Genomic DNA, 24,288 nt, shown 5'->3' on the forward strand with positions numbered 1-24,288 from the left:
CCGGTCCTTTACCCTTTATTAAAGTTTATCGAATCGACTTACTTTATTCCGTAACCAGTGATCCACCAGAACAAGGGCTACCATGGCCTCTGCTACAGGAACCGCCCTTGGACAGAGACAGGGATCATGCCGACCTTCTACCCGGATCTCCGCCGGATGACCAAAAATATCCACCGTGGGTTGGGTTTTAAGGATTGAAGAGGTCGGTTTGACCACCATGCGAACGATAATATCTTCCCCGTTGGAGATACCCCCTAGAATTCCGCCCGCATGATTTCGAGTCGTTCGAATCTTTCCGTCGATCACGGTAAAAGGATCGTTATGTTCGGAACCCATCATTTCGGCGGCAGCAAATCCGGTACCGATCTCGACACCTTTTACAGCAGGTATACTCATCAAAGCCTTAGCCAGATCCGCATCTAATTTATCAAATACCGGTTCTCCAAGACCAGGAGGCACATGTTGGGCAACAACTTCCACGATGCCTCCCAGGGAATCTCCCTGTTTCCGTGCCTGCACAATGGCCTCTTCCATCTGTTTAGCCACCTCCGGATCCGGACATCGGACTAGGTTCTGCTCAATTTGACTGAAATCGATTTTTTGGGCTTTAAAACGCCCCACCTGTTTTGTGTAACCGATAATACGGATTTGTTCCTTCTCCCACAAAATCTTTTTCGCGATGGCTCCGGCAGCTACCCGACCTACCGTTTCCCGGGCACTGGCCCGTGCTCCCCCTCGATAGTCCCGAAGACCATATTTCATCTGATAGGTATAATCGGCATGCCCTGGGCGAAAAAGATGCTTAATGGGTTCATATTTGCTGGAATCTACATCTTTGTTATAAACGATCATGGAGATAGGAGCTCCGGTAGTTTTACCCTCAAAGATACCGGATAAAATCTCAACCCGATCCTCTTCCTTCCGCTGGGAAGTCACCCGACTTTGACCCACACGACGACGATCCAGCTCTTTTTGAATATCTTCTTCTTTCAGGTCAAGTCCTGCAGGACATCCATCGACTACAACCCCTATAGCCTTTCCGTGAGACTCTCCCCACGTGGTCAGGACAAAGAGGTTTCCAAAACTACTTCCAGCCATTCTAAAATTTTCCTTACGGCATTTTCGATTCCCATCGTCGAATTATCAATCACCAAATCGGCCAGCCTTTCATACACCGGAATTCTCTCCTCCAACAGCCTCTGAAAGGATTCGTAAGGCCGATCGGGTTGAAAAAAAGCCGGTATTCCCCGGGCGATAATCCGACGATAGAGAACTTCAGGATTTACTTTAAGGTAAATAACCTTGGAATTTTTCCTTAAAGGAATCGAAAGAGAATTATAAATGAACGTACCCCCCCCGGTGGATAGAACACAGCAATTTATGTGCTCCAGCCTTTCAAGGGCCTGTTTTTCTAAGCCTCGAAAGTAGGATTCCCCATGATTTTTGAATATCTCTCGCGAAGATAATTTCTGTCCGTGCTTTTCCCTATAGAGGGATTCCACAACATGGTCTAAATCTATAAACCGCCATTTAAGCCGATAGGCCAGCTCTTTACCGATAACTGTTTTACCACAAGATTTAAAACCGATTAAAATGAGATTAATAAAAATCCAGGGTCCAAAATCCAAAACCCAAAGTAACCTGTTAAAAACCGGTGAACTCCGGGCTCCGAATTAGGGACTCTCTAATTGCATATTTGCTCCTAGGGCTCTCATGGAATCAACAAAACCAGGATAGGTTACCTGAATGGCTTCGGCTGTTGTGATTTCCGTTGTTCCTTTAGCTTTCAGGCCGGCAATTGCCAATGCCATGACCACCCGGTGATCCCCATACCCCTGAACCAGGCAGCCTTGAAGCGAGCTTTCTTTTAGGACAAGGCCATCCGGTAATTCCTCCACCTGAGCTCCCAACTGGGTTAAAACCTCCCGCATGGTGGCAATCCGATCCGTCTCTTTAATTCGAGCATGGGCCACGTTACGCAACTTAGTTACCCCTCGGGCGAAACAGCCCACGACGGCCATGGCAGGTAAAGCATCGGGTGTATCGTTTAGATCCAACTCTACCCCTTGCAATTCCCCGCCCTGGATTCGGATTCCATCTTCTACCACTTGAATTCGGGCTCCCATTTCTTTCAGATAAGAAATCACCTTTTTGTCGCCTTGCGAGTCCTCCATATCCAAACCTTTCAAAATCACATCTGATTCTGTGATAGCAGCGGCGCAAAGGGGAAAAGTAGCAGAGGAGAAATCCCCGGGAATGCGCTGCCGAAAAGGTTGATAAGCCTGACCACCTTTTATCTTAAAATACTCCAATCCCTCCCGTTCATACCGGATTCCCTGTTTATTCAGCCACCACAGGGTCATTTCCACATAAGGCTTTTCTTGAAGGTGGAGAGGTTGTATTTCAGAATTTTTTTCGGCTAAAGGAGTACTCAATAAAAGACTGCTCAGATACTGAGAGGTTATTCCTTCGACCTGGGTCCGGCCCCCTTTCAGGGGACCCCGCACGACCACAGGAGCCAGCCCGTTTCCCCGGGTGGAAAAGGCTTCTGCTCCCAGATTTTTTAAAGCGGTTAGCAATGGTCCTACGGAGCGCCTCCGGGTCTGGGAGTCTCCGGTAAATACAGTGTATTGCAGGCCATGACAGGCCATCCCCATCACTAAACAAAGGGTGGTCCCAGAGTTTTCGACGTCAATAACGTCATCCGGGGTCTGAAGGTGTCCTCCGGTTCCTTCTACCATCCATTTCTCTTCCTGCACTTCGATATGGCCTCCCAAGGCCTGACAGGCTTTCCGGCAGGCTATGGCATCGGCTGAAGTTAAAGGATTTAAAATCTCCGACTTTCCCCCGGCTAACGTGGCAATAACAAGGGCTCGAATGGTATGAGATTTAGAAGCCGGAATCTCTATAAGACCCTGTAATTTGGGTGTTGGTTGAACCTTTAGACGCATGTAAAAGAGAACCTGTGCCTAAAGTACCCGAACTGTTTAATGTGTCTTTTACTTTAATTCGCTTCGGGCACCCTAGCGCACTTAAGATACTTAACTTATGGGAACGTAGGGCATCTTCTTCCCTATCGCTTCTGCGACCCTTCGACAGGTCTTCATGAGCTCCATGAATACATGGGGATAGGTGGCCTGGGGACCATCGCAGAGGGCTTCAGCCGGGTTTACATGGACTTCGATCATAAGCCCATGGGCACCGGCAGCTACAGCAGCCAGGGCCATGGCCGGAACGTAATCCCGTTTACCCAGGGCATGACTGGGATCTGCGATAATGGGAAGATGGCTAAGACTCTTTACCACCGGAATGGCACTGAGATCGAAGGTGTTTCGGGTTGAATCCTCATAGGTACGGATTCCTCGCTCACAGAGGACAATCTGATTGTTCCCTTCCGATCGAATATACTCTGCAGACATGAGAAGTTCCTTAATAGTTCCACTGATCCCCCTCTTTAACAAGACCGGTTTATTCGTCATACCTACCTCTTTGAGCAAGGTAAAGTTTTGTGAGTTACGGGCTCCAATTTGAATCATGTCAGAATACTTGGCTACCACATCGATATCTCGAGCATCCATCAACTCGGTTACAACCGGTAATCCGGTCTCTTCCCGGGCTTTTGCTAAAAGTTTAAGACCTTCTACCCCAAGCCCTTGAAAACTGTAAGGGGAAGTTCTCGGTTTAAAGGCTCCTCCCCTCAATATTCTTCCCCCCGCCGCCTTGACGGCTAAAGCAGCCTGGATCAATAACTTTTCATTTTCCACCGCACAGGGCCCCGCCATGACAACAACCTCATCTCCACCGATTTCCACATCTCCAACCTTTACAATGGTATCTTGGGGTTTAAAATCCCGGCTAACCAATTTATATTCTTTTAAAATAAGTACCACTTTTTCTACCATGGGTAAGGCTTCAAAAATTTCCCTTCTAGAAGGAGCATCTGAACCGATGGCCCCTATGACCGTGCGTTCCGCCCCGGTAGATAAATGGGGAGTTAATCCTACCTGCCTGACTTTTTCCATAACCTGATGGATTTCTTCTTCAGAAGTATGGGGTTTTAAAACGATAATCATAAAACTCAAAGTACAAGTACCGTGTACTGAGTACCGGATGGGGAAAAATTCAGTACCCGGTACCCATTACCCAGTACCCAGCACCTTTTTGAGAGCTTCAATAAATCGTTCATTTTCTTGTTCTGTTCCGATGGTGACCCGCAGATGATTAGGAAAACCATATCCCTTGACTGGTCGTACGATTACGCCATATCGCAACAGTTTCTCATAAATGGGTCCTGCCTCTTGCCCTACATCGAGCAAGATGAAATTGGCTTCTGAAGGAACATAGGAAAGTCCCATTTCCTCAAATTTTTTATAAAGGTACTGTTTACCCAACCGATTAATCTCTCGACACTTTGCAACATGTTCCCGGTCGTCGATGGCAGCCAGAGCAGCAGCCTGAGCCACGGAATTCACATTAAAGGGCTCTCGAACGCGATTCATAACTTCCACAAATTCCTCCGGGGCAATTCCATATCCTATGCGCAAACCTGCCAGGCCATAAATTTTAGAGAAGGTTTTAAAAATGACTACCTGTCTGCCTTCCCTCAGATATTTTAAACTATCGGGATAATCGGGAGCTTCCACATATTCATCATAGGCTTCATCAATAGCCACAATGACCCGTTCAGGAATGCTGTTCATAAATTTATCAAACAGCTCTTGACCGACCATGGTTCCTGTAGGGTTGTTGGGATTTGCAATGAAAACCATCTTGGTTTTAGGGGTTATAGCCGCCGCCATAGCCAGTACATCATGGGTGTAATTCTTCATAGGGACGAAAATCCCTTTTCCACCGATGGCCTGCAAGACCAGGGGATAAACTACGAAGGCATGCTTTGAGATAACGGCCTCATCTCCGGGTTGAAGGAAGGTTCGCATCAAGATTTCAATGACTTCATTGGAGCCATTTCCCAAAATAATCTGGTCCGGACTCACCCGGTGTTTTTGGGCCAACTTCTGTTTTAAATAAAATCCGCTCCCTTCGGGATACCGGTGAATATCATGCAACATGCGAGAGATGGCCTCCAGGGCTTTGGGTGAAGGACCGATAGGATTCTCGTTAGAAGCTAATTTAATCGAGTCTTTAATCCCTAACTCCCGCTCCAATTCCTCAATGGGTTTCCCGGGTACGTAAGGAACCAGAGTACGAATATGCTCCGGAACTAATGAAGTAATATCTCTGCTCACAAAAATAAGAAGTCAGGAGTCAGAGGTCAGGAGTCAAAAACTCTCCTTCCAATTCCTGACTTCTGATTCCTGACTCCTTTTTTAGGTTTTGGTAGCTGCTTTTGGATAAGATCCCAGGATTTTTAAAAAAATTGTTTCCTTTTCCAATTCCTGAAGGGCCTGCTTGATGTTTTCATCCTCCAGGTGGCCTTCAAAATCCAGGAAAAAATAGTAATCCCAGGCTTTGTGTCTGGAAGGTCTCGATTCGATTTTAGTTAAATTAATATTATTTTTAGCAAAAATACCTAGAATCTCAAACAAAATTCCTACACGATCCTTCACAGAAAAAATGATGGAAGTTTTATCGGAACCTGTTTTTTCCCGGATTTTATTTCCTATGACCAAAAACCGGGTGAGATTATTCGGATTATCTTGAATATTTCCTCGAATAATTCTCAAATTGTAGAGTTCGGCTGCCAGCTTGCTGGCAATAGCGCCGCAGGATGGGTCTTCACTGGCTATTTCCGCCGCTTTGGCGGTACTTTCCACCTCTATCAGGGGAATAGCAGGAACATTCCGTTCTAACCAATCTCGACACTGAGCCAGAGCCTGAGGGTGAGAACAGATTCTCCGGATCTTGTCCAATTCCCCTGTTTTAGAAAGAAGGTTCTGGGAGATTTCTAAACGGATTTCTCCGCAGATTTTCAAGGGAGATTCTATAAAAAGATCCAGCGTATGGGTTACAACCCCTTCGGTGGAATTTTCTATAGGAACCACTCCAAAGTCAGCTTCCTTGACCTCGACCAATCTAAAAACTTGCTTGATACTTTCCGTTGGAATATATTGGACCGAAAAGCCGAAATACTCCGTGCAGGCCTGATGGGTAAATGTTGCCTTTGGACCCAGGTAAGTTACCCGAACAGGTTTTTCCAGAGCCAGGGAGGCCGATAAAATCTCCTTGAAAATATTCCGAATAGCTTCATTGGGAAAAACTCCCGGATTTAATTTTTCTAATCGTTCATAAATTTCCCGTTCCCGCTCCGGTGCATACCAATCCCAATTTGCTTTTCTTTTGAGTTCCCCGACTCGAATGACCATTTCTGCCCGTTTGGTTAGCAGAGCAAGGATTTCGTTATCGATTTTATCAATTTCTTTGCGCAGATTTATAATTTCATCCATGGATTTTCTAATCGCTCCCATCATCTGTTAAAAGTGCTAAATTTTTATTTAAAAGAGAGTTGGAATAAAAGTCAAGAGGAAAAGAAGTTTTAGAGGAGAATTTTTTCTTGCCAAACCGGTTGGGTCCCTGTAGCCTGATATCCAGTTCCTTTAGAAAGACGGAGCTTTTAAGGATTTATCAAGGTTAACTTTACAAGGTCATAATACATTGTTTATTTAATTTTGACCTTCTGGAGCTGCTTTCACTCCCCAACTCTCCTCTTCTACAGCGTGGGAGAGGAGCCGGGGGTGAGGGTTGCTTAAAAGTTAAGCAAAACTAAGTGTGAAGTTAATTCCGGGTAACTCTCTGTCCCCACCGCCAACCCCTCTCCCGAAGTTTCAGGAGAAGGGGCGCTGGGGGAGTTGATTAGGAGATTTGCTGGCTTCCTTTGTAGGAGAAGAGGAGCTGGGGGTGAGGGCAGAAAGGGTTATTCAAACTTAACTTTACAGAGTAATAATTAATTTATGTATGACCCCTCTATAACCCGCCGCCAGTTTATGAAAAAAGCCGCCGGTACTGCCCTGGGCTTATCCAGCTTTTCTATCTTTCAGCCCTCCCGGGTCACATCGGCCACTCCCGAGTTGACGGTACTAAGTTGGAACCATTTTGTACCAACTTCTGATGATAAGTTGAGGGAACAAGCCGCCAGATTTGCTAAAGAACACGGCGTTATCGTTCGGATAGATACCATAGCCCATCTGCAAATCCCTGTTAAATTGGCCGCAGAAATCCATGCTCAGACCGGACATGACATTGTCTGGCTATTTAGAGCTGCTCCCTGGCTCTACCAGGAACAGTTAATCGATGTAGATGAGGTCATCGAAGATCTGGGTGAAAAACACGGAGGATGGTATCCCTTTGTCAGGGAAGCGTCCTTTGTTAAAGCTTCCTGGAAAGCGGTTCCCTGGTTTTGGATATCTGCACCGGGCTTATATCGGGAAGATCTGTTTGGTCAGGCCGGACTCCAGGTTCCCCAGCGTTGGGAGGATGTTTTAAATGTCGGACGGATCTTGAAGAAAGAAGGACATCCCGTTGGAATCCCCATCAGTCAGTGTAACGACGCTATCGGTTCCTTCTGGTCTATTCTATGGGGATTTGGGGGAAAGGTTCTGGAACCAGACGGGAAAACCCTGGCCTTGAGTTCTCCTGAAACAGAAGCAACTCTGGCATATTATAAAAGTCTGTACGAGGAAGCCATGGAACCAGAGGTTCTTTCCTGGGATGATGCCAGCAATAACCGATTTCTGCTGTCCGGAAAAGGTTGCTGGATCCATAATCCTATCAGTGCCTATGCAACGGCTGTTGAAAAGAAAATGGCTATTGCCGATAAAATCGGAATTCATTCGGCATTGGCCGGACCGGCGGGAAAATATGGGGTAGTGGGAACCGCCGGTTTAGGAATCTGGAAGTTTTCAAAGAATCAAGAGCTGGCTAAAACCTTTATCAAATATCTCCTGCAACCCGAAAATTACACCGAATGGATTGTGGCAAGCCGTGGATTTAACCATGGTCCCCTTCGGATGTATGAGAATCACCCTATCTGGACGGAGCATCCGAAAATGAAGATTTTACCCGGAGAAGCTCAATTTGCCCATATCCCGGGCTGGCCTTCTCCTCCAAATGCCCATATGGAACGCATTAACGAACTGTTCATCCTACCCAATATGGTTGCCAGGGTGGTCACGGGAACACCTATTAAAACGGCTATAACCTGGGCAGAGGAGCAGATCAGAAATGTTCTGGAGAGTTAGAAAACTTAATCCGACTTCTCTTTAGAGACCGGGTTTTGTAAAAGTGAGGAGTAGACTGATCTTGTGGTTGACAAGTCTGCATTTGAGGCCTATCGTTTAAAAACAAGAATTTATTATTTCCAAAGCGAGTCATGTTGCTAACCGTACTGAAAGAATGGGGACTCATTTAATGGAGGATCGCTTTGAGGTAGGTCAAACGTCCCGTTTGATGGAAGAGAACCTTTCCAAGATTCCGAACCCTGGAAAGGTTACAGAGTCTTTTTCCTACACTTTGTGAAATTGGGGAATTTCCTCCCCTGCTATCAGATCTTCGTATCGTTCCCGCCGTCGCACAATATGAAAAGAGTCTCCGTCAACCAGGACTTCTGGAACCCGAGGTCTAGAGTTGTAATTTGAAGACATGACAAAGCCGTAAGCTCCTGCGCTCATAAGTGCCAATAATTCACCGGGTTGAACATCTGGAAGTTCGCGGTTTTTTGCCATGAAGTCGCCGGATTCGCAGATGGGACCTACTACATCAGCCTTAATGAGAGGTCGCTCTCTTTTTACCACCGGAATGATCTCGTGATAGGAACCGTACAAACTCGGACGAACCAGATCGTTCATGGCAACATCGACAATCTTAAAGTGTTTTCCTTCATTGATTTTGTCGTACAGAACCCGGGTGACCAGGATTCCTGCATTCCCCACAATGACTCGACCCGGCTCAAAGATGAAAGTATAGGGGGCTTTTTTCATCATGGGAACCAAAACTTCTCCCAGTTCTCTGGGATGGGGAGGAGATTCATCCCGGTACCGGATTCCCAGACCACCTCCGATATCCATATATTTGATGTCAAGACCCATATTTCGAACTTCTTCCACAAAGGAAAGAAGCTTCTCTAGGGCATCCAGGAAAGGTTGAATTTTGGTAATTTGAGAGCCGATATGGGAAGAAACTCCCACCACCTGGATATTTGGATAATCCTTGATAGACTTTAACATATCCAGGGCGACCGACATGGAGATCCCGAATTTATTTTCTCGCAGCCCTGTTGAGATATAGGGATGGGTTTTCGGATCTACATCGGGATTAATGCGAGGGGAGATAGGAGCCTTCCGGTGGAATTCTCCAGCTATTTGGTCGATAAAAGCCAGTTCTTGTGGAGATTCCACGTTAAAACTCAGAATCCCTGCCTGAAGGGCCTCTTCAATTTCCTTACGGGTTTTACCGACCCCAGAAAAAACGATCTTTGAGGCGGGAATCCCGGCTTTCAAACACCTGTATAACTCGCCCCCTGAGACGATATCGGCCCCGGAACCCTCATCGGCCAGAACCTTCAAGACGGCTAAATTAGAATTTGCCTTCATGGCAAAACAGACCATATGGGGAACTTCTTGAAAAGCCGAATCAAAGGCCCGATAATGCCGGATTAGAGTCCGACGACTGTAAATGTAAACCGGGGTGCCAACTGCTTCAACAATCTTTTCAATGGGAACCTCTTCGCCATAGAGGATATTATTCTTATACTCGAAATAGTGCATAGGTTTAAGATGTAGGGGAGTGTGGGAGTAGGGGAGTGTGGGGGTATGGGGGTGTGGAGGCATAGGTAAGTCCCCCTCACTTCCATACTTCCATACTTCCATACCCCCACACCCCCGTACTTCTACACTCTTCTTTCATTCTTCAGGTGTGGTATTGATTTCCAAAATATTTGAATCCTTACTTTCATTGGGTGGTGAGGCATTATCTACAGCAGTCACTTTATAGTAGTAGATTTTATTTCGTTCAACATTAAAATCCCGATAAGAAGCCTGAGGAAAGGGCTCATCGTTTAATTGAACGTAGCCATCTTCCCGGGGGGTTAGCAGGCGGCAGATACCTGTCCGAGCATCGGGTAAGTACCATTTACAAAAGGTCAGAGCCAGAAGGTCTAAGGATAAATTTGATTTAGACTGTTTTCTAAGTAGAATCTCCTCTGGAGTCGCGCGGTAAATATTGTACCCAATAAAATCTCTCTCTCGATTTGGGTTCCAATATAAGCGTACAGAATCTTCTAGAAAGGTACCGCTAAGTCCGGTCGGAGGGGCCGGAGGAATAAGATCTCGTGGAGTTGCCTGCACTTCCCGGGAATTAGCACTCTCATGGGGAGGATTTCCAGGCTCACTGACCGTTCTAATTACGTAATAATAAGTTTGTCCGTTTTGGAGAGGAGCGTCTGTCCACTCAGTGTCCGTGAGAAGAGTTGTATTAACGGGTTTATCTGGATATTGACCCGATGTCGTAGATCGATAAACATTGTAACCTGCCAAAGACCTGAGCTTAAAACCGTCCTTGGTAAAAAAAACTGGCTGCCATTGAAGAATTACCTTCCCATCATCGGCTTTAGCCATAACTCTGGACGGTGGGGCAGGATCTCTCGAGATCTGAACGGTAACCAGATTGGATTTATCGCTCAGCTTTCGTTTACCTAAAGTGCTTATAACATAATACTCATACTTTGCTTGAGGTTTTACCTCAATATCTGGAAGCTGTTTTCTTTCTGAATCCCCTATCATTTTTTTGATAAGATCTTTCAATTCTACATGGACCAATTGCCCGGTATCTATAAATTTAACCCGACCTTTTTCAATACGAGCGGGTTCCGGGCGGTCCAGATGAATGACGGCAAGTTTAATGGGATCCAGACTCTTCTCTTTACCTTCCGGTAAGGCTTCATAGGAGACAAAGGTCGAGGTAGATCCCGAATCTGTTTCCGAGGCCTGTTTAGTGAGAACTGCCTCTCGTATTTCTTGATCTGACGGCGTTGTACTCTCTTTAGAGGAAGATACCATGGTTAAAAATTTTGGAGAAACGGTTTTACCAGGTGAAGGAGACGAAGGGAAGGTTTCCGTATCCCGATCCGGTTTCTGATCCTCATCCTGGGAGAACTTATCTGCGAAGGTCATGGAACCATCAACTGGAAGATTGGAGGTTGAAGACAAGGGTTGAATATAATCTATAAATACTTCTCGCTCACCTTTCACAGGGGGAAAGAGCAGACCGATTCGTCTGACCTTTCCGGTCCAACCTGGTAAGGTAGACAGGTTAAACCGATAAATTACATAAGTATTCAGATGAGGAATAGAAAACTGAATCCGATGGGGTGTGACCAGGGTGGAAAACTCCTTATTGTAGGAGGTATAAACTGCCGGAACATATTGCTGCTGCAAATCCAAATCCCATTGAGAAGCATTCTCCGGCTGAAACATCAAGTAACCCTCTCCTCCCTGGCTTACTTTCAGGCGGATTTCGATTTGATCGAATTTACTCGTATCTAAAGCGATTCCATCCCGGGAAGTCAAGAATATGGGAGTATTTTGAGACTTCGCATAGAGAAAACCTTTAGCCGCCCCGAAGACGATAGGTTGGAGAGGCGACTGGTCGGTCGCCCGTACCAGGGAGTCTGAGGGACCGGGAGATCCTTGAAGATTTTCATACTGCCGTTCTCCCACAGGAATAAGCTTACAGCAAGGGGATCCTTCCACGGGTTGGACAGACCAGCCCTCTTCATCTTCTATAAAGAGCCAGGGAGGTCGTTCATACGGAGTTGCCAATGGCTCTTTACCTTGATCGGTACGAATGTAATCGATCTCGATTTCTCGATCCCCATTTGGAGGAGATAGGGCAGTTATTTCCCTTTTCGCCTCTTCTCCCCTTCTTCCTTTTTCCTTTTCCTTCTTTTCCCTGGCTTTGGTGGATAAGAGTTCGGTCGTAAGAGTTTCCTCTGGCTGGGGTTCGCGGGAATAGACCAACAACAGACCAACTTGAGTGATATTTCCTGTCCAGGCAGGAACCGTACTCATATCCAGCGTATACTCATGAAAATAAGGATCATCGGCTAGTATAAACTTCTTTTGCTTAAGAGGAGCCAAATTTGATGAATAGGTTGCAAAGGAAGTATAAACCGAGGGAATATACTCTCGATTAATATCTAAATCCCATACCTTATCTGCTTCTGTAATAAACAGAAAATATCCTTCCAGGCTATTCCTGGCTCTTAATCGAATCCGGATATACTTTGTAGTTGTTGCATCGATTAGAGGTTTACCTTCTCTAGAAACCATGAAAGCGCGGTTGCCTTCTCTTAATACGGTCCGCAAAATTCCTTCATGAACCTTAAAAGGGGCCAGGGATCCTTTAGGAGTCCATCCTTCGGGATCTTTGGAAAATTCCCAGGGTGGAAAAGGAGGGATCTCCCTTCGATATACCTCAAAGGTTTTAAGGCCACGGAGCTCTCGACCCTTAGTATCCACGGTCGGAATAGTCCATTCCAGTTGAACGTGCCCATCTTGAACCACTGCAGTAAGATCTGTAATATTCGCCGGTACGACAGGTGCCGGCGCCTTTGGTGGCCCTGCCCGACCACAGCTTATATTTATTAAGCTTACAAAAAATACTAAAATACCAATAAGCCGCAAATCCACTTAAACCCAAACCGATGGAAAAACAGGAGGGCAGGAAATAGAGTATGTCATTTTCTATACATTAAATGAGACGTTTGACCTACTCCCCCATTTCCCCATCTTTTATTCCCTGTGCTTCTGTCTCTCCAGGTCTCCCAGCCGCTTTTTGGCCTCTTCAATGGCCTTTACGACACACTCCCGAGCCGTACCTCCCCGGCTCTTTCGGCTGTTGATAGATTCTGAAACTTGAATGACCTGGAGGATATCAGAATCAAAATCCTTGGAAAACTTGTGAAATTCTTCTAGATCTAAATCTAGAAGCTTTTTCCCCTGCTCCAGGCAGTAGCGGATAAGGTTTCCGGTAATTTCGTGGGCTACCCGGAAGGGAATACCTTTTCGAACCAGATAATCTGCCACATCGGTGGCGGTAGAAAATCCATCGTTTGCCGCCTGAAAGGTTCTGGATCGATTCACTTTGATTTCTAAAAGAAGTTCAGAAAGAATTTGTAAAGAAGCTTTTACGGTATCGATCACTTCGAAGATGGGTTCCTTATCTTCCTGCATATCCCTGTTATAGGCTAAAGGGAGAGACTTCATGGTCGTTAAGAGGGAGATGAGAGCTCCATAGACCCTTCCGGTTTTCCCCCGGATGAGTTCAGGTACGTCCGGGTTTTTCTTTTGAGGCATGATACTACTTCCCGTACAGAAGGCATCACTCAATTCGATAAAACCAAACTCGGCAGAGGACCATAAAACCAACTCTTCACAGAGTCGACTCAAGTGCATCATCACCAGGGAGGCGGCCGAAGCTGTCTCAATAACAAAATCCCGATCACTCACCGCATCAATACTGTTTCTGGAAACTTCTTGAAATCCCAACTCCCAGGCCACAAACTCCCGGTCAATAGGAAAAGAAGTACCGGCCAATGCGGCGGAACCTAAAGGTAACACATTCACTCGCTTTTGACAATCTTGAAAGCGCTCCTTATCCCGTTCCAGCATCTCAAAGTAGGCCATTACATGATGGGCAAAAAGGATGGGTTGTGCTCTCTGCAGGTGGGTATAACCCGGCAGGATGACCTCTAAATTATTTTCGGCTAACGTCAGCAGGGAAAGCTGAGTTTGTTGAATGAGATCAATGAGTTGCTGGATTTCCTCTCTTAGATAAAGTCTGAGATCCAGGGCGACTTGATCATTTCGGCTTCTGGCGGTATGAAGCTTACCACCTACCTCTCCGATTTTCTCGATAAGGCGTCTTTCAATAGCCATATGGATATCTTCTAATTCTGTCAAAAAGGCAAACTCACCCCGCTGGATTTCGGCCAGTATTTCTTCCAGGCCTTGAACGATCTGTTTAGATTCGGCTTCCGTAATAATCCCGCATTTTCCCAGCATCCTGGCATGGGCAATGCTTCCCTGGATGTCCTGTTTGTAAAGCCGTTTATCGAAATGGATGGAAGCCGTAAATTCTTCGACGATTTTAGAAGTGTCCCGGGTAAATCGTCCCCCCCATGGTTTTTGAGACAAGTTAGAGAAAGTACCGGGTACTGAGTGCTGAGTTTTTCTATCCTGCTCAGGACTCCGTACTCAGTACTTAATGGTTAAACTATCCAGTTTTCTTCTCGATAACACATTTCCCAAAACATATATTCATAGCGGCTGCTGACGAGGAATTGTTCTTCCATTCTGGCCAGATTCTTTTCTTTCTCCCCTTCTGCCAGGGTATTCATCAGATCAGAGAGTCCCTGTGCCAGCGCCCCAAACTCTTGGGAAGAATACATCTGAATCCATTCCTGGTAAAGAGGTTGAAGGGGAGGTTTTCCGGTTTGGGCGAGATGGTTGCCGATCTCCCAATATCCCAGTTGGCAGGGAAGAATTGCAGAAATTAAATCTCCCAGGGTTCCTGTTTCGGCCACGTGTAATAAGTGACGGGTATAAGCGTGGGTAGTGGGCGCCATGGAAGTGCATTCTAATTCCTCGGGAGTGATTCCGAATTTCCTGGCATATCCCCGATGGAGATCCATCTCCACGGTAAGGGTTGCGTGTAAAAGCTGTGCGAACTTTCCCATCGTAGGAAGATCTGGGGCTTTAGCCACGGCTAAGGCGAAAACCCTACAATACTCGATGAGGAAGAGGTAATCCTGACCCATATAAAACTTGAATTTTTCCACGGGCAAAGTTCCATCGCCGATTCCCTTAACAAAGGGATGTTGCAACTCCTTTTCCCAGATAGGGGCTGCTTTTTGTCGGAGTCTATCGGTAAAAAGCATGGGGTTAGAATCCAAGGTCAGAAGCCGAAAATTAGAAGTTTTTTACTCTGATTTCCGGCCTCTGACGGGCTTCTACTTTTGTTTAATCCGGTACCAGTGCTACTCGAATGACCTGACGCTGAAAGGCCTTTTCAAACGCCTGGTTGATATCGGTTAGCTTGAACTTATGAGAAATGATCTTTTGATAGGGGTATTTATGAAGTGTTCTCTTCAGAAAACCCAGGGTACGTGGAATGACCCAGGGTTCGTAAACAATGACACCCAGAATGGTTTTAGCCCCCCGTACGGCCTGAGCCGGGTCTATTTCTCCTTTAAGTCCCAGGTTAATATTTCCGATCCAAAGATATCTTCCGCCGGGTCGAAGCATTTCCAGGCCTTCTTCGAGGACTACGGGAGATCCTACGAGTTCGGCCACCACATCTGCTCCGATATTTCGGGTGAGGTTTTTAATTTCGGCCACCCGGCTCTTACTATCTGTTTCATCGGCATTAATCACATGATCTGCTCCGAACTCCCTGGCCAGTTCTAAGCGATCCTTCAACTTATCGATCACGATGACCTGTCCGGCTCCCATTTCTTTGGCAATTGCAGTAGCGTAAAGTCCCAGACCTCCGGCACCCTGAACAACCACTGTATCCCCCAGCACCACACCTATTTTATAAAGACCATAGACGAGTTGAGCAAAGGCACAGTTAATAGGGGATACCACCTCATCAGGTAATTCATCGGGTACTTTAAAAAATACCTGACCCGGTCCCATATAGTAATACTCTCCAAAAGCCCCCACGAAATGAGGGGGTTCCTCACAGGATACTCCCAGCCAATGTTTATAACGGTTGGGGCATCCTGGTTGTCCGGTTAAACAGGCCCAGCATTTACCACAGGGACGGAAGTAAGAGTAAACCACGCGGTCTCCGACTTTAACAGGCTCTCCCAGACTGTCGGTTTTAACATTTTCACCCAACGCATAGATCCTACCCGTCATTTCATGCCCCAGGATCTGGGGAATACCACTTGGAATTCCGGGTCCCAATCCTTTCAGGAAGTGCAGATCAGAACCACAGATGTTGGCCATGGTAATTTTTAATACAAGGGAATTGGGATCTGGAGTAGGCACGGGATATTCTCGAATTTCTAAAGGTTTTCCTACTCCTGTAAAAACGGCGGCTTTACCTTTCATTTCAAAAAAAATCCAAAGTCCAGAATCCAGAGTCTAAAGTTCCGAAGAACCGGAAACTTTGGACTCCGAACTTTAGAATGATTTTTAGATTTATTGTCTTCTCAGCGCTTCGATGTATCTTTGATGAAAGTACTGTGCATTTTTTGCTTGAACACAGGGGTCCCGGCGAGTGTCAGGGACGGGAAATAGTTCCCGGCGGGTATCAGGAATAAGGGAGCGCTCCTGGCGGGTACCAGGAACAGGAGTTTGATCACAGGGTGCCTGACAAATGAGAAATTCTTCGAATTCTCGGGCAGAGTCCGGGGATACTCCCAGAAAGTCTCCAAAGATCATGCCTCTAGAGTCACGAATTCTTTCTCTAGGTCGAACATTTCTATGTCCGGTTGGTCTTTCCGGGCGTCTCTCCCGGGTAGGCTTTTCTCGCGTAATACCTCGGGTTCCTGTCTCCGGGGTCGGAGTGGGCAGGGGGGGGATAGGGGTTGGGAAAATCGTCACGGTTTCTACGACCGGAAGTCTCGGTCGAATGTTAAGATATAAAAATCCCAGATGAAAGTGGGCCGGGGCATAGGTACACTCCTGACCCCCCTGTCTGGCTAAAGCTACAACCTCTTTGAAGGCTTTGATGGCCAAATCATTATTTTTACAGACCCGTTCATGAAGTAAGCCCAATGCCATAGTTAAATCAATATTATTGGGAGTAGCCTGAACCTGTTTGGTTAACGTACGAATTGCCTGTTCATAACGATCCTCGGCAGGTCGTAAGAGATCATAGTTGAGGTAAATTTCTGCAACGACGGTATCGGCAAAGGCTTTCTGTAAAAGATTTCCACTTAAACTCGCCTGAAGATCAATTTCCTCAATAATCTGGGGATAAGAAAGGGCTTTTCTTCTACTTTTATCTAAACCTCTCTCTTCTGAACGAGAGGTAGCAGGTGGTTCCCTCTCATTAGATGGCTTTCGACCTATAGCCTCCAACATCATCTTCTGAAACCAATCTCCCTCTTTGTTTCCAGGAACGGGAGGATATTGACCGGACCTGTTTAAATAAGCCAATAGCTCTGTGGTAAAATCCCTGGAATCATCTACCGGAAATTCTTGTAGTTGTCGGCATGCCTGGATGGCCGCTTCATAACCTTCCAACGTGTGGTCATTAAAATTCTCAACAATATATTCAATCCTTTGAACCAAGGGGGTAGGATCACTACATCCCAAAACCCGGGCTCGAGGTACACAAACCCGAATAGCCTGCAGGGTTTGTTTCTCCAGAGTTTCCCAGTATAAACTCTCAACCCGCCACCAGTTAGGTCCCAGACACCAATCATACCCCTGCCACCAGGCCCTAACCCCTCCTCCCGCCGTAGGTGTCGGAGTTGGTATAGGACGACTAAAACAGGCGGCTCCAGGGCCTCTTGCAAACCCACCTTCTCGTTTTAATCTCTCAATGAGAGCTTTGACTTCATCCATGTTATATCCGATCTTTTCAGCATAATCGATCCGCGCCTCCATATCGGCAGCCCAATTCTCGCCCCCTTCGATGGGTTCCAGAGGAATCCTTCCCCTTTCCCGCAGATTAGGACAGACTTCCCAGAGAGTTCTGAGAACATCCTGAATCTTACCGGTAATATTATCGGTTACCTCTCTCACCCAGCGGCCTAAATCCCGGCTGATCGCTACGATTCGATCTATAAGCCTATCCAGGAAATCCAGAATTTTTGGAGTAACCGGAGCAGTTGGAGGAAGTATCGGCCTTGTTAGAAGTACATCGTATAGGGCAATCAATAGGATTAAAGCCGCCACAACAATCAGTAGATTCCTGATGAGAGAAATCCCTCTTTCTGAGCCCAGTAAGGTACGTTTCATAGATCCGGATACTATATAGAAGGAGTTTGTAGACCCTATCGACTCCCCTATATAAAACGGTCCTTATGTGTTGAACCTCCCGGCGATAGCATAAATTATTTATTGAATTTACACGGTTTATGACTTAGCTGTCAAGCAGGAATAGCATTATCTCTTTCTACCTGTGAAGTCCCTATGCTCCCACGAAATCCTCCAGGAAAGTTCCTTCCAGAGGCCACTATCTGGATGTCCTCTCAACTTTTCTGGGAAGCCAGGATAGATCAGTTTCAAACTACTGGACTTTGATATTCTTGGCCTCCAGGGTAGTCCCCATAGCTCTTTGCAAATTGGCCAAAGATTTATTATAATCTGTTATGGCTCGAACTTCGTTACTTACGGCTGTGGCAAGATCACTTTGAAATTGAAGCACGTTAAAGTTGGTTGACAGACCTTCGTTGAATTTTTTCTGCTCGGCATCTAATTGTTTTTCGGCAAGCTCCCGAGCTATCCGGGTTGACTCGACGCGTTTAATATTCGTACGAATTTGCCGAACTGCCTGACGAACATCGAGGATAATTTGTTGTTCGAGATTCTTAATGGTAACCTCGGCCTGTTCTGCCGCCAGCTTGGCAACGGCATAGTTACTTTTGGCAGCTCTGTTTCCCAGGGGAAACTCGAAATTAATCCCGGCCTGCCAGGTATAGAAATCACCGCTGGTTAATTCATTGAGATTATCCCCGTAGCTGGCCCCCAAACCGTTAAGTCCTAAAGCTCCCTGGAAATTGAGAGCAGGTAATATTTGATTTCGGTTGGTTAAGACATCAATATTCCGGTTTTTTAAGTTAATTCGAGCCTGCACCAGTTCAGGACGTTTTTGAAGGGCTATTTTAATACTTTCTTCCACAGATACATCCCGAATCTCGAAAGGCGGTTTATCCAGCGGCACGATCGAAACATCCCAAAATTTCCTATCCCCTGCCTGGAGATTGAGAATCCTTTTTAAATTATCTTCGGTATCTCGTAGGGTTTCTTCAGCAACGAGAACTCCTTCCTCTCTGGCTGCGGCACTGGCTTCAGCCTGCAAGACCTCAATGGGAGCCAGAGTTCCTACTTCTACCTGAGCCCTATTAATTCTTATAAGATCCTGGGCCAATTTCAAGGCAAGCCGTTTGGCATCCAAATCACCAATGGCAAAAACCAGATCCCAATATGCATTCTGAACATCGGTGATAACTTGAATAACCCGACCCTCCAGGACGCTTACGGAAATATCACGGTTGTTTCTGGCAATATAGATAGGGGCCTTATTGACGGCCGTTCCAAACCCCCTGAGAAGCGGCTGGGTGACCGTCAACAACCCGTTGGATCCATAAGCAGGATTAATAATAGCCAATGGACTATTCGTTTGCCGCCAAGAATTATTAAAGGCAAAGGAATATGAGGTACCTGGACTTAGAGTTTGTTGAATCCCGGCATTAAAATTTCGCGTTTCTTCTTCTGAGCCGGTAGTCTGGCTGGCTGCCGGAGTCAGACTTTTGGAGGCGCTGCCATTAGCTACTACCGTAGGATCGAATTTAGCTTCTGCTACAGTAATTCTTTCGTTGTTAATTTTTGGATTGAATCTTTCAATGGCAATATCAAAGTTGTTAACCAAGGCCAGATTAATCGCTTCCTCCAGGGACAGGAAGACTTTGGGAAGTTCTTCTCCGGGCTTAGCCGATGGAGGGGAAGGTTGTTGGGTCGTAGGGGAAGGAGTAGTTGTTGGAGCTTGAGGGGTTCCAGTTGAAGGGGCTGGTTGGGTAGTTGCCGGGACCTGAGGTTTCCCGGTTGTTGTAGCCGGAGTCTGCGGCCTTCGAGTCGAAGGGGTCGGCGATGGAGTTATGGGGGCCTGAGGTTTCCCGGCTGCAGGTGCCGGAGCTTGCGGCTTTCGAGTCGATGGAACCGGTTGGGTGGTTGCAGGGGCTTGAGAACTCCCCGTTGAAGGCGCCGGTTGGGTAACCGCTGGAGTCTGGGAAGCTCCTGGGGATGGAACTGGTTGGGTAGTTGCGGGGACTTGAGAACTCCCCGTTGAAGGCGCCGGTTGAGTCGTTGCAGGAGCTTGAGGAGACTCTGTTGAAGGTGCGGGCTGAGAAGTCGTCGAGGCCTTGGATTTCTTTGTTCGAGAACCGGGCCTGGAGGGTGTTACCTGGGATTTTTTAGGGGACAGCGGTATTGGGGTCGGTGTTGGAGAAGATTCCGGAGGTGGAATCGGGGGATTAGACCCAGGAACCTGGTCTGTTGAGGGGGTAGGAGAGGGATTTTGAGTCGAAGGGGTGGATTCTGCCCCTTGAGAAGTATCAGCTGGAGAAGGATTCGCCGGAGTCTCCTGCGTAGCAGCAAGTATTAAGGACTGTGGGATTTCACTTCCTGGAGGGGGGAAAGAGGCCGGGTTTTGAAGATAATTTACTAAGATGGCTTTAGCCCGAAGTTGATCCCGGACTGTAATGGAAGAATTGCCTCCTTCGGTTGGAATAAATAAAAAAACAGTGGTCACTCCAATATAAATCAACAATCTATTCACTCTATATTTCAACGTGTAACCTCCTTTTTTTCCCGTTGCTGCCGAACCTCGAACATGAGGAGGGCAGCAGCAACAGAAGCATTAAGGGAAGCAATTTTACCGTATAAGGGAATAGAGATAAGAAAATCACACTTCTTTAACGTTAAGTTTTTAAGACCTTTAGATTCTCCTCCGATAACCAGGGCTACAGGTCCTTTAAGATCTACACAGTAATAAGCCTTTCCAACTTTAGGTACCGCTCCATAAATCCAGAGACCATAATCTTTAAGCCGATCCAGGGCCGAAGCCAGATTAGAAACCCGACAAACCGGAAGATACTCGAGGGCCCCGGCTGAAGTTTTAACAACGGTAGGGGTAAGTCCCACGGATCTCCGCTTGGGCAGAATAATCCCATGGACTCCGGCTCCTTCTGCAGAGCGCAAAATAGCCCCTAAGTTATGGGGGTCTTCAATGCCGTCTAAAAGGACGATAAAGGGAGGTTCGGTTTTTCTTTGAACTTCTTCCCATAATTCTTCCAGGGAATGGTACCGGTAAGGAGATGCGATTCCTAACACCCCTTGGGTATGAGGGGGAGGAGGGGGGGAGGGGCGGGAGTGTGAGAGGGATTCATCCGTACCTTCATATTCCCATACCCCCATACTCCCAGACAGTCTTTCCCTCTCCTGAGCCCGTCGAGCGATCTGCTCAATTCGTTCCCTGGATTCAAATCGAATTTCAATTCCCCGGGACCGGGCCAGGTTTAGAATCTCCTGGATAGGTTTGCCCTTCCGGCCCGAGGCTATGTAGATCCTTTCAAAAGAGCGATCTGCACGAAGGGCTTCCAGTATGGGATTAACTCCCATGATTATATTTTCTTCTCCCAACTTGTCTCACCCCCCGGATGGTCTTTTAAAATAATGTTGAGCCGGGCTAATTGATCCCGGATCTGATCGGCCAATTTCCAGTTCTTGTCCCTTCGAGCCTGCTTACGAACTTCGATTAAAATCTCGATCAATTTATTTATCAATTCCTTATCTTCCGCTCCCGCAGTTACATCCTGTCGGGATCCTTCGCCCCCTTCCTGAGAGAATAGACCCAAAATCTGTCCCAGCGATTTAATAAGGGAAATAGCCTCTACCAAAGGTATAAGGGCCGATTCTTCATATTTTTCTTCTGCGCGAACTCTGGCTATCACCACATTAACCTGTTTGACCATTTCGAAGAGATACCCCAGCGCATCGGCGGTATTAAAGTCATCATCCATCGCTGCTTCAAAATCCTTTTTTAAGTTGAAGGAATGGATACTCAAATTTTTTAATTCAGCTTCGAGTTCTTCAGAACTTCCAGGGGCCAATTTCCACTCTGATTCTGGAACAAGTTGGCGCTTTTTTGCCAGGGTTTGAAGTGCCTCCACATCGTTAAAGGTATTATAAAACCTTTCTAAAGCTCTTGTAGCTTCTTCTAAACGATCTTCTGAGAAGTCGATGGGACTTCGATAATGGGTCGAGAGGAGGAAAAACTTTACCGCTTCCGGTTTATATTTCTTCAAAATTTCCCGAATGGTAAAAAAATTCCCCAGGGACTTGGACATCTTTTCTCGATGGATGGTCACAAACCCATTATGCAACCAGTACCGGGCGAAAAGCTTTCCCGTGTAACCGGTCGACTGAGCGATTTCATTTTCATGATGGGGAAAAATAAGATCCTGGCCTCCTCCATGGATATCAAAGGTTTCTCCCAGATATTTCATGGACATGGCCGAGCATTCAATGTGCCATCCGGGACGTCCTTTTCCCCATGGACTCTCCCAAAAAGGTTCTCCGGGTTTGGAGCTTTTCCATAGTACAAAATCTAAAGGACTTCGCTTTCGCTCGTCTATTTCTACCCGGGCTCCCGCTATCATCTCTTCTAACTTCCTGCCCGAGAGTTTTCCATAATTTTTAAACTTCTCCACCTCAAAGTATACATCCCCGTTGACCCTATAGGCTAATCCCTTTTCCATCAGACCCTGGATAAGGGCTATCATCTCTGGAATATGCTCGGTAGCTCTGGGTTCAACAGAAGCCCTTTTAATTCCCAGAGCCTTCATATCCCGATAGAACTCCTGGATGTATCGCTCGGCGATTTCTTGGGAACTAACCCCTTCTTCTTGAGCCCGCTGGATAATCTTGTCATCTACATCGGTAAAATTTCTTACAAATCGGACCTTAAAACCTTTATACTCCAGGTAATTCACTATGACATCAAAGGTAAGCATTAACCGCGCATGACCTAAATGACAGAGATCATAAACGGTCATACCACAGACATACATCCCGACTTTTCCAGGTTCAAGGGGAATAAACTCTTCTTTTTGTTTCGTTAAAGTATTATAAACCCTTAAAGCCAAAAAACTATTCTTTATCTGTTGTCCGCGATCTGTTATGAATTTGAAGGGGTGATCTCTATAAAGGGCATCTTAAGCCCTTCGACAAACTCAAAACAGGTTGATGGATCAACTTCCCTATCTTCAAATTAACAAGTAACAGATAACGGACAATAGACAACTAAGCTATCAAAAAAAGAAAATATCGCTTCGCCTTTGGATTTTTATGCGATATTCTTTTTAATTTGTATCGATCGTAAGAAACGCTGGGAATTTTACCTGCTGCCTCAGGATAGTCCAGGGAAGGAAGCAAAATACCGGAATCGGGGTGTTGAGATAAAACGGATAAGCTGGTTCTGGGACTCTGCTCCCTCCGCTCATTCCTTTTGCTTAAACCCTTTTTCACACCTATCTGTACTCTTCTCTGGGCGGAGAGAAGATATCCATAGCGACTGCCGGTTTATCCAGAACTCTTACTCCGTGCATAACCCCTCCTGGAATGATGTAGGTATCTCCTTTCTTGCAAATGCGCGTCTCATTTCCGATGGTAAACTCCATCTCACCTTCCAGGATGATCCCAACCTGTTCATGGGGATGATTATGTAAGGGAACCTCGGAGTGAGGGGCCAAGGTCACATAGGAAATCATCATCTTCTCTCCCGAGATAGTTCGAATCTTAACATTTGGAGCAATCTCTTTTTCCTTTAGTTCATCCAGTCCGAAAAAGTACATAATTTCTTTATCCTTTACCTGTAGTCCATTGTTTTTTGCGATTTTGTGTAGCCATTTTCTAACAAATTCCACAGGGATTTTCACTTTCTATCCGTACCCTGAGACTCCGTTACTATCAAAATACAGCCAACAAAGGACAACAGACAAAGGATAATTACAGTTTAGCCAGTTCCTTTGCTTCTTTAGTCGATAAAATTTTATTAAAATCTAAAATGATCAGTAAACGATTCTCTAGTTTACTAACCCCTGCAATATATTCAGAATCCACCCCGGCTACCACCTCGGGGGGCGGTTCGATAATACTGGTTGGAATACGTAATACCTGGGATACGGCATCTACAATGAAACCTGTGATTTTACCCTCCAGCCGAACGACCATAATCCGGGTATTCCGGCTGGATGCCTGGTCACTCTTCACATTAAGCCTTTTTCTCAAATCAATGACCGGAATAACTTTTCCCCGTAGATTAATAATTCCTTCTACAAAATGGGGAGCATTGGGAACCCGCGTAATAGGCACCATGCGAATAATTTCCTGAATCATCAAAATATCTGCACCAAACTCTTCGTTCCCTAAGAGGAAACTTACCACCTGGAGTTCTTCCACTTTTTCACCGGTTTTCAAAGGTTGAAGTCCATCATACTTTTCCGGTTTGTTCATATTAACAGATGGTGAGGGCGTGAGGAAGAAAGCCTGCCATGCCCCCTGCTCTTGCCCTCTCCTCCTCCTACTCCCTTACGCC

Annotated in this window: 19 protein-coding genes; 1 reads left to right on the forward strand and 18 read right to left on the reverse strand. The window is 46.2% G+C overall.

Going from position 1 to position 24,288, the window contains the following annotated elements:
* Positions 1–18: 18 nt before the first annotated feature.
* The 6 genes from aroC to pheA form a co-directional block, all read right to left on the reverse strand.
* On the reverse strand, positions 19–1,098 hold the full coding sequence (gene aroC / locus VNM22_21515) for a chorismate synthase (protein ID HWP49749.1): 1,080 nt from the start codon (positions 1,096–1,098) through the stop codon (positions 19–21).
* The gene (locus tag VNM22_21520; protein HWP49750.1) at positions 1,062–1,628 is read right to left on the reverse strand and encodes a shikimate kinase; all 567 of its coding nucleotides are present in this window, start codon (positions 1,626–1,628) and stop codon (positions 1,062–1,064) included. Before VNM22_21520 ends, aroC begins: the two co-directional genes overlap by 37 nt.
* A 45-nt stretch (positions 1,629–1,673) precedes the next feature.
* Entirely contained in the window at positions 1,674–2,951 is a 1,278-nt protein-coding gene (gene aroA, locus VNM22_21525; GenBank protein HWP49751.1) for a 3-phosphoshikimate 1-carboxyvinyltransferase, read from the reverse strand.
* A gap of 90 nt (positions 2,952–3,041) precedes the next feature.
* A complete protein-coding gene (aroF, locus tag VNM22_21530; protein HWP49752.1) occupies positions 3,042–4,073 on the reverse strand; it encodes a 3-deoxy-7-phosphoheptulonate synthase in 1,032 nt (343 codons plus the stop codon).
* Positions 4,074–4,139: 66 nt separating this feature from the next.
* Entirely contained in the window at positions 4,140–5,246 is a 1,107-nt protein-coding gene (gene hisC / locus VNM22_21535) for a histidinol-phosphate transaminase (protein HWP49753.1), read from the reverse strand.
* Positions 5,247–5,327: 81 nt separating this feature from the next.
* Positions 5,328–6,404, reverse strand: coding sequence for a prephenate dehydratase (gene pheA / locus VNM22_21540; GenBank protein HWP49754.1), 1,077 nt, complete (start codon positions 6,402–6,404; stop codon positions 5,328–5,330).
* A 504-nt stretch (positions 6,405–6,908) separates the two neighbouring features.
* On the opposite strand from pheA, the gene VNM22_21545 reads away from it, so the two are divergent.
* Positions 6,909–8,195 carry an extracellular solute-binding protein gene (locus VNM22_21545; protein HWP49755.1) on the forward strand — a complete coding sequence of 429 codons (1,287 nt, stop codon included), beginning with the start codon at positions 6,909–6,911 and terminating at the stop codon, positions 8,193–8,195.
* A gap of 264 nt (positions 8,196–8,459) precedes the next feature.
* On the opposite strand, the gene lysA is transcribed toward VNM22_21545, so the two are convergent.
* The 12 genes from lysA to VNM22_21605 form a co-directional block, all read right to left on the reverse strand.
* Complete coding sequence (gene lysA, locus VNM22_21550) at positions 8,460–9,821, reverse strand: diaminopimelate decarboxylase (protein HWP49756.1); 1,362 nt, start codon at positions 9,819–9,821, stop codon at positions 8,460–8,462.
* A gap of 33 nt (positions 9,822–9,854) precedes the next feature.
* Positions 9,855–12,635 (reverse strand): hypothetical protein, encoded by a 2,781-nt coding sequence (locus VNM22_21555; GenBank protein ID HWP49757.1) that lies wholly within the window; start codon positions 12,633–12,635, stop codon positions 9,855–9,857.
* Between the two features lie 108 nt (positions 12,636–12,743).
* A complete protein-coding gene (argH, locus tag VNM22_21560) occupies positions 12,744–14,147 on the reverse strand; it encodes an argininosuccinate lyase (GenBank protein ID HWP49758.1) in 1,404 nt (467 codons plus the stop codon).
* 74 nt (positions 14,148–14,221) lie between these two features.
* Positions 14,222–14,890 (reverse strand): thiaminase II, encoded by a 669-nt coding sequence (gene tenA, locus VNM22_21565; GenBank protein ID HWP49759.1) that lies wholly within the window; start codon positions 14,888–14,890, stop codon positions 14,222–14,224.
* Positions 14,891–14,972: 82 nt separating this feature from the next.
* Positions 14,973–16,070 (reverse strand): zinc-binding dehydrogenase, encoded by a 1,098-nt coding sequence (locus VNM22_21570; protein HWP49760.1) that lies wholly within the window; start codon positions 16,068–16,070, stop codon positions 14,973–14,975.
* A gap of 90 nt (positions 16,071–16,160) precedes the next feature.
* Positions 16,161–17,930, reverse strand: a complete 1,770-nt coding sequence (locus VNM22_21575) for a hypothetical protein (GenBank protein ID HWP49761.1) — start codon at positions 17,928–17,930, stop codon at positions 16,161–16,163.
* Between the two features lie 271 nt (positions 17,931–18,201).
* Entirely contained in the window at positions 18,202–20,481 is a 2,280-nt protein-coding gene (locus VNM22_21580; protein HWP49762.1) for a TolC family protein, read from the reverse strand.
* On the reverse strand, positions 20,478–21,311 hold the full coding sequence (rlmB, locus tag VNM22_21585) for a 23S rRNA (guanosine(2251)-2'-O)-methyltransferase RlmB (protein HWP49763.1): 834 nt from the start codon (positions 21,309–21,311) through the stop codon (positions 20,478–20,480). The genes VNM22_21580 and rlmB overlap by 4 nt, the downstream gene beginning before the upstream one ends.
* A 2-nt stretch (positions 21,312–21,313) precedes the next feature.
* On the reverse strand, positions 21,314–22,837 hold the full coding sequence (gene cysS / locus VNM22_21590; protein ID HWP49764.1) for a cysteine--tRNA ligase: 1,524 nt from the start codon (positions 22,835–22,837) through the stop codon (positions 21,314–21,316).
* Between the two features lie 157 nt (positions 22,838–22,994).
* On the reverse strand, positions 22,995–23,219 hold the full coding sequence (locus tag VNM22_21595) for a hypothetical protein (protein ID HWP49765.1): 225 nt from the start codon (positions 23,217–23,219) through the stop codon (positions 22,995–22,997).
* A 2-nt stretch (positions 23,220–23,221) separates the two neighbouring features.
* Entirely contained in the window at positions 23,222–23,545 is a 324-nt protein-coding gene (locus VNM22_21600; protein ID HWP49766.1) for a cupin domain-containing protein, read from the reverse strand.
* A gap of 154 nt (positions 23,546–23,699) precedes the next feature.
* A complete protein-coding gene (locus tag VNM22_21605; protein HWP49767.1) occupies positions 23,700–24,206 on the reverse strand; it encodes a chemotaxis protein CheW in 507 nt (168 codons plus the stop codon).
* Positions 24,207–24,288 lie beyond the last annotated feature (82 nt).

It is taken from the genome of Candidatus Limnocylindrales bacterium, from assembly GCA_035559535.1.
Classification (GTDB): Bacteria; Moduliflexota; Moduliflexia; order Moduliflexales; family JAUQPW01; genus JAUQPW01.

Coding starts and splice junctions, on each gene's coding strand:
- aroC (HWP49749.1), bottom strand. CDS start 1,098: ATGGCTGGAAGTAGTTTTGGAAACCTCTTTGTCCTGACCACGTGGGGA.
- aroA (HWP49751.1), bottom strand. CDS start 2,951: ATGCGTCTAAAGGTTCAACCAACACCCAAATTACAGGGTCTTATAGAG.
- aroF (HWP49752.1), bottom strand. CDS start 4,073: ATGATTATCGTTTTAAAACCCCATACTTCTGAAGAAGAAATCCATCAG.
- pheA (HWP49754.1), bottom strand. CDS start 6,404: ATGGATGAAATTATAAATCTGCGCAAAGAAATTGATAAAATCGATAAC.
- VNM22_21545 (HWP49755.1), top strand. CDS start 6,909: ATGTATGACCCCTCTATAACCCGCCGCCAGTTTATGAAAAAAGCCGCC.
- lysA (HWP49756.1), bottom strand. CDS start 9,821: ATGGAAGTATGGAAGTATGGAAGTGAGGGGGACTTACCTATGCCTCCA.
- tenA (HWP49759.1), bottom strand. CDS start 14,890: ATGCTTTTTACCGATAGACTCCGACAAAAAGCAGCCCCTATCTGGGAA.
- VNM22_21570 (HWP49760.1), bottom strand. CDS start 16,070: ATGAAAGGTAAAGCCGCCGTTTTTACAGGAGTAGGAAAACCTTTAGAA.
- VNM22_21575 (HWP49761.1), bottom strand. CDS start 17,930: ATGAAACGTACCTTACTGGGCTCAGAAAGAGGGATTTCTCTCATCAGG.
- rlmB (HWP49763.1), bottom strand. CDS start 21,311: ATGGGAGTTAATCCCATACTGGAAGCCCTTCGTGCAGATCGCTCTTTT.
- VNM22_21600 (HWP49766.1), bottom strand. CDS start 23,545: ATGTACTTTTTCGGACTGGATGAACTAAAGGAAAAAGAGATTGCTCCA.
- VNM22_21605 (HWP49767.1), bottom strand. CDS start 24,206: ATGAACAAACCGGAAAAGTATGATGGACTTCAACCTTTGAAAACCGGT.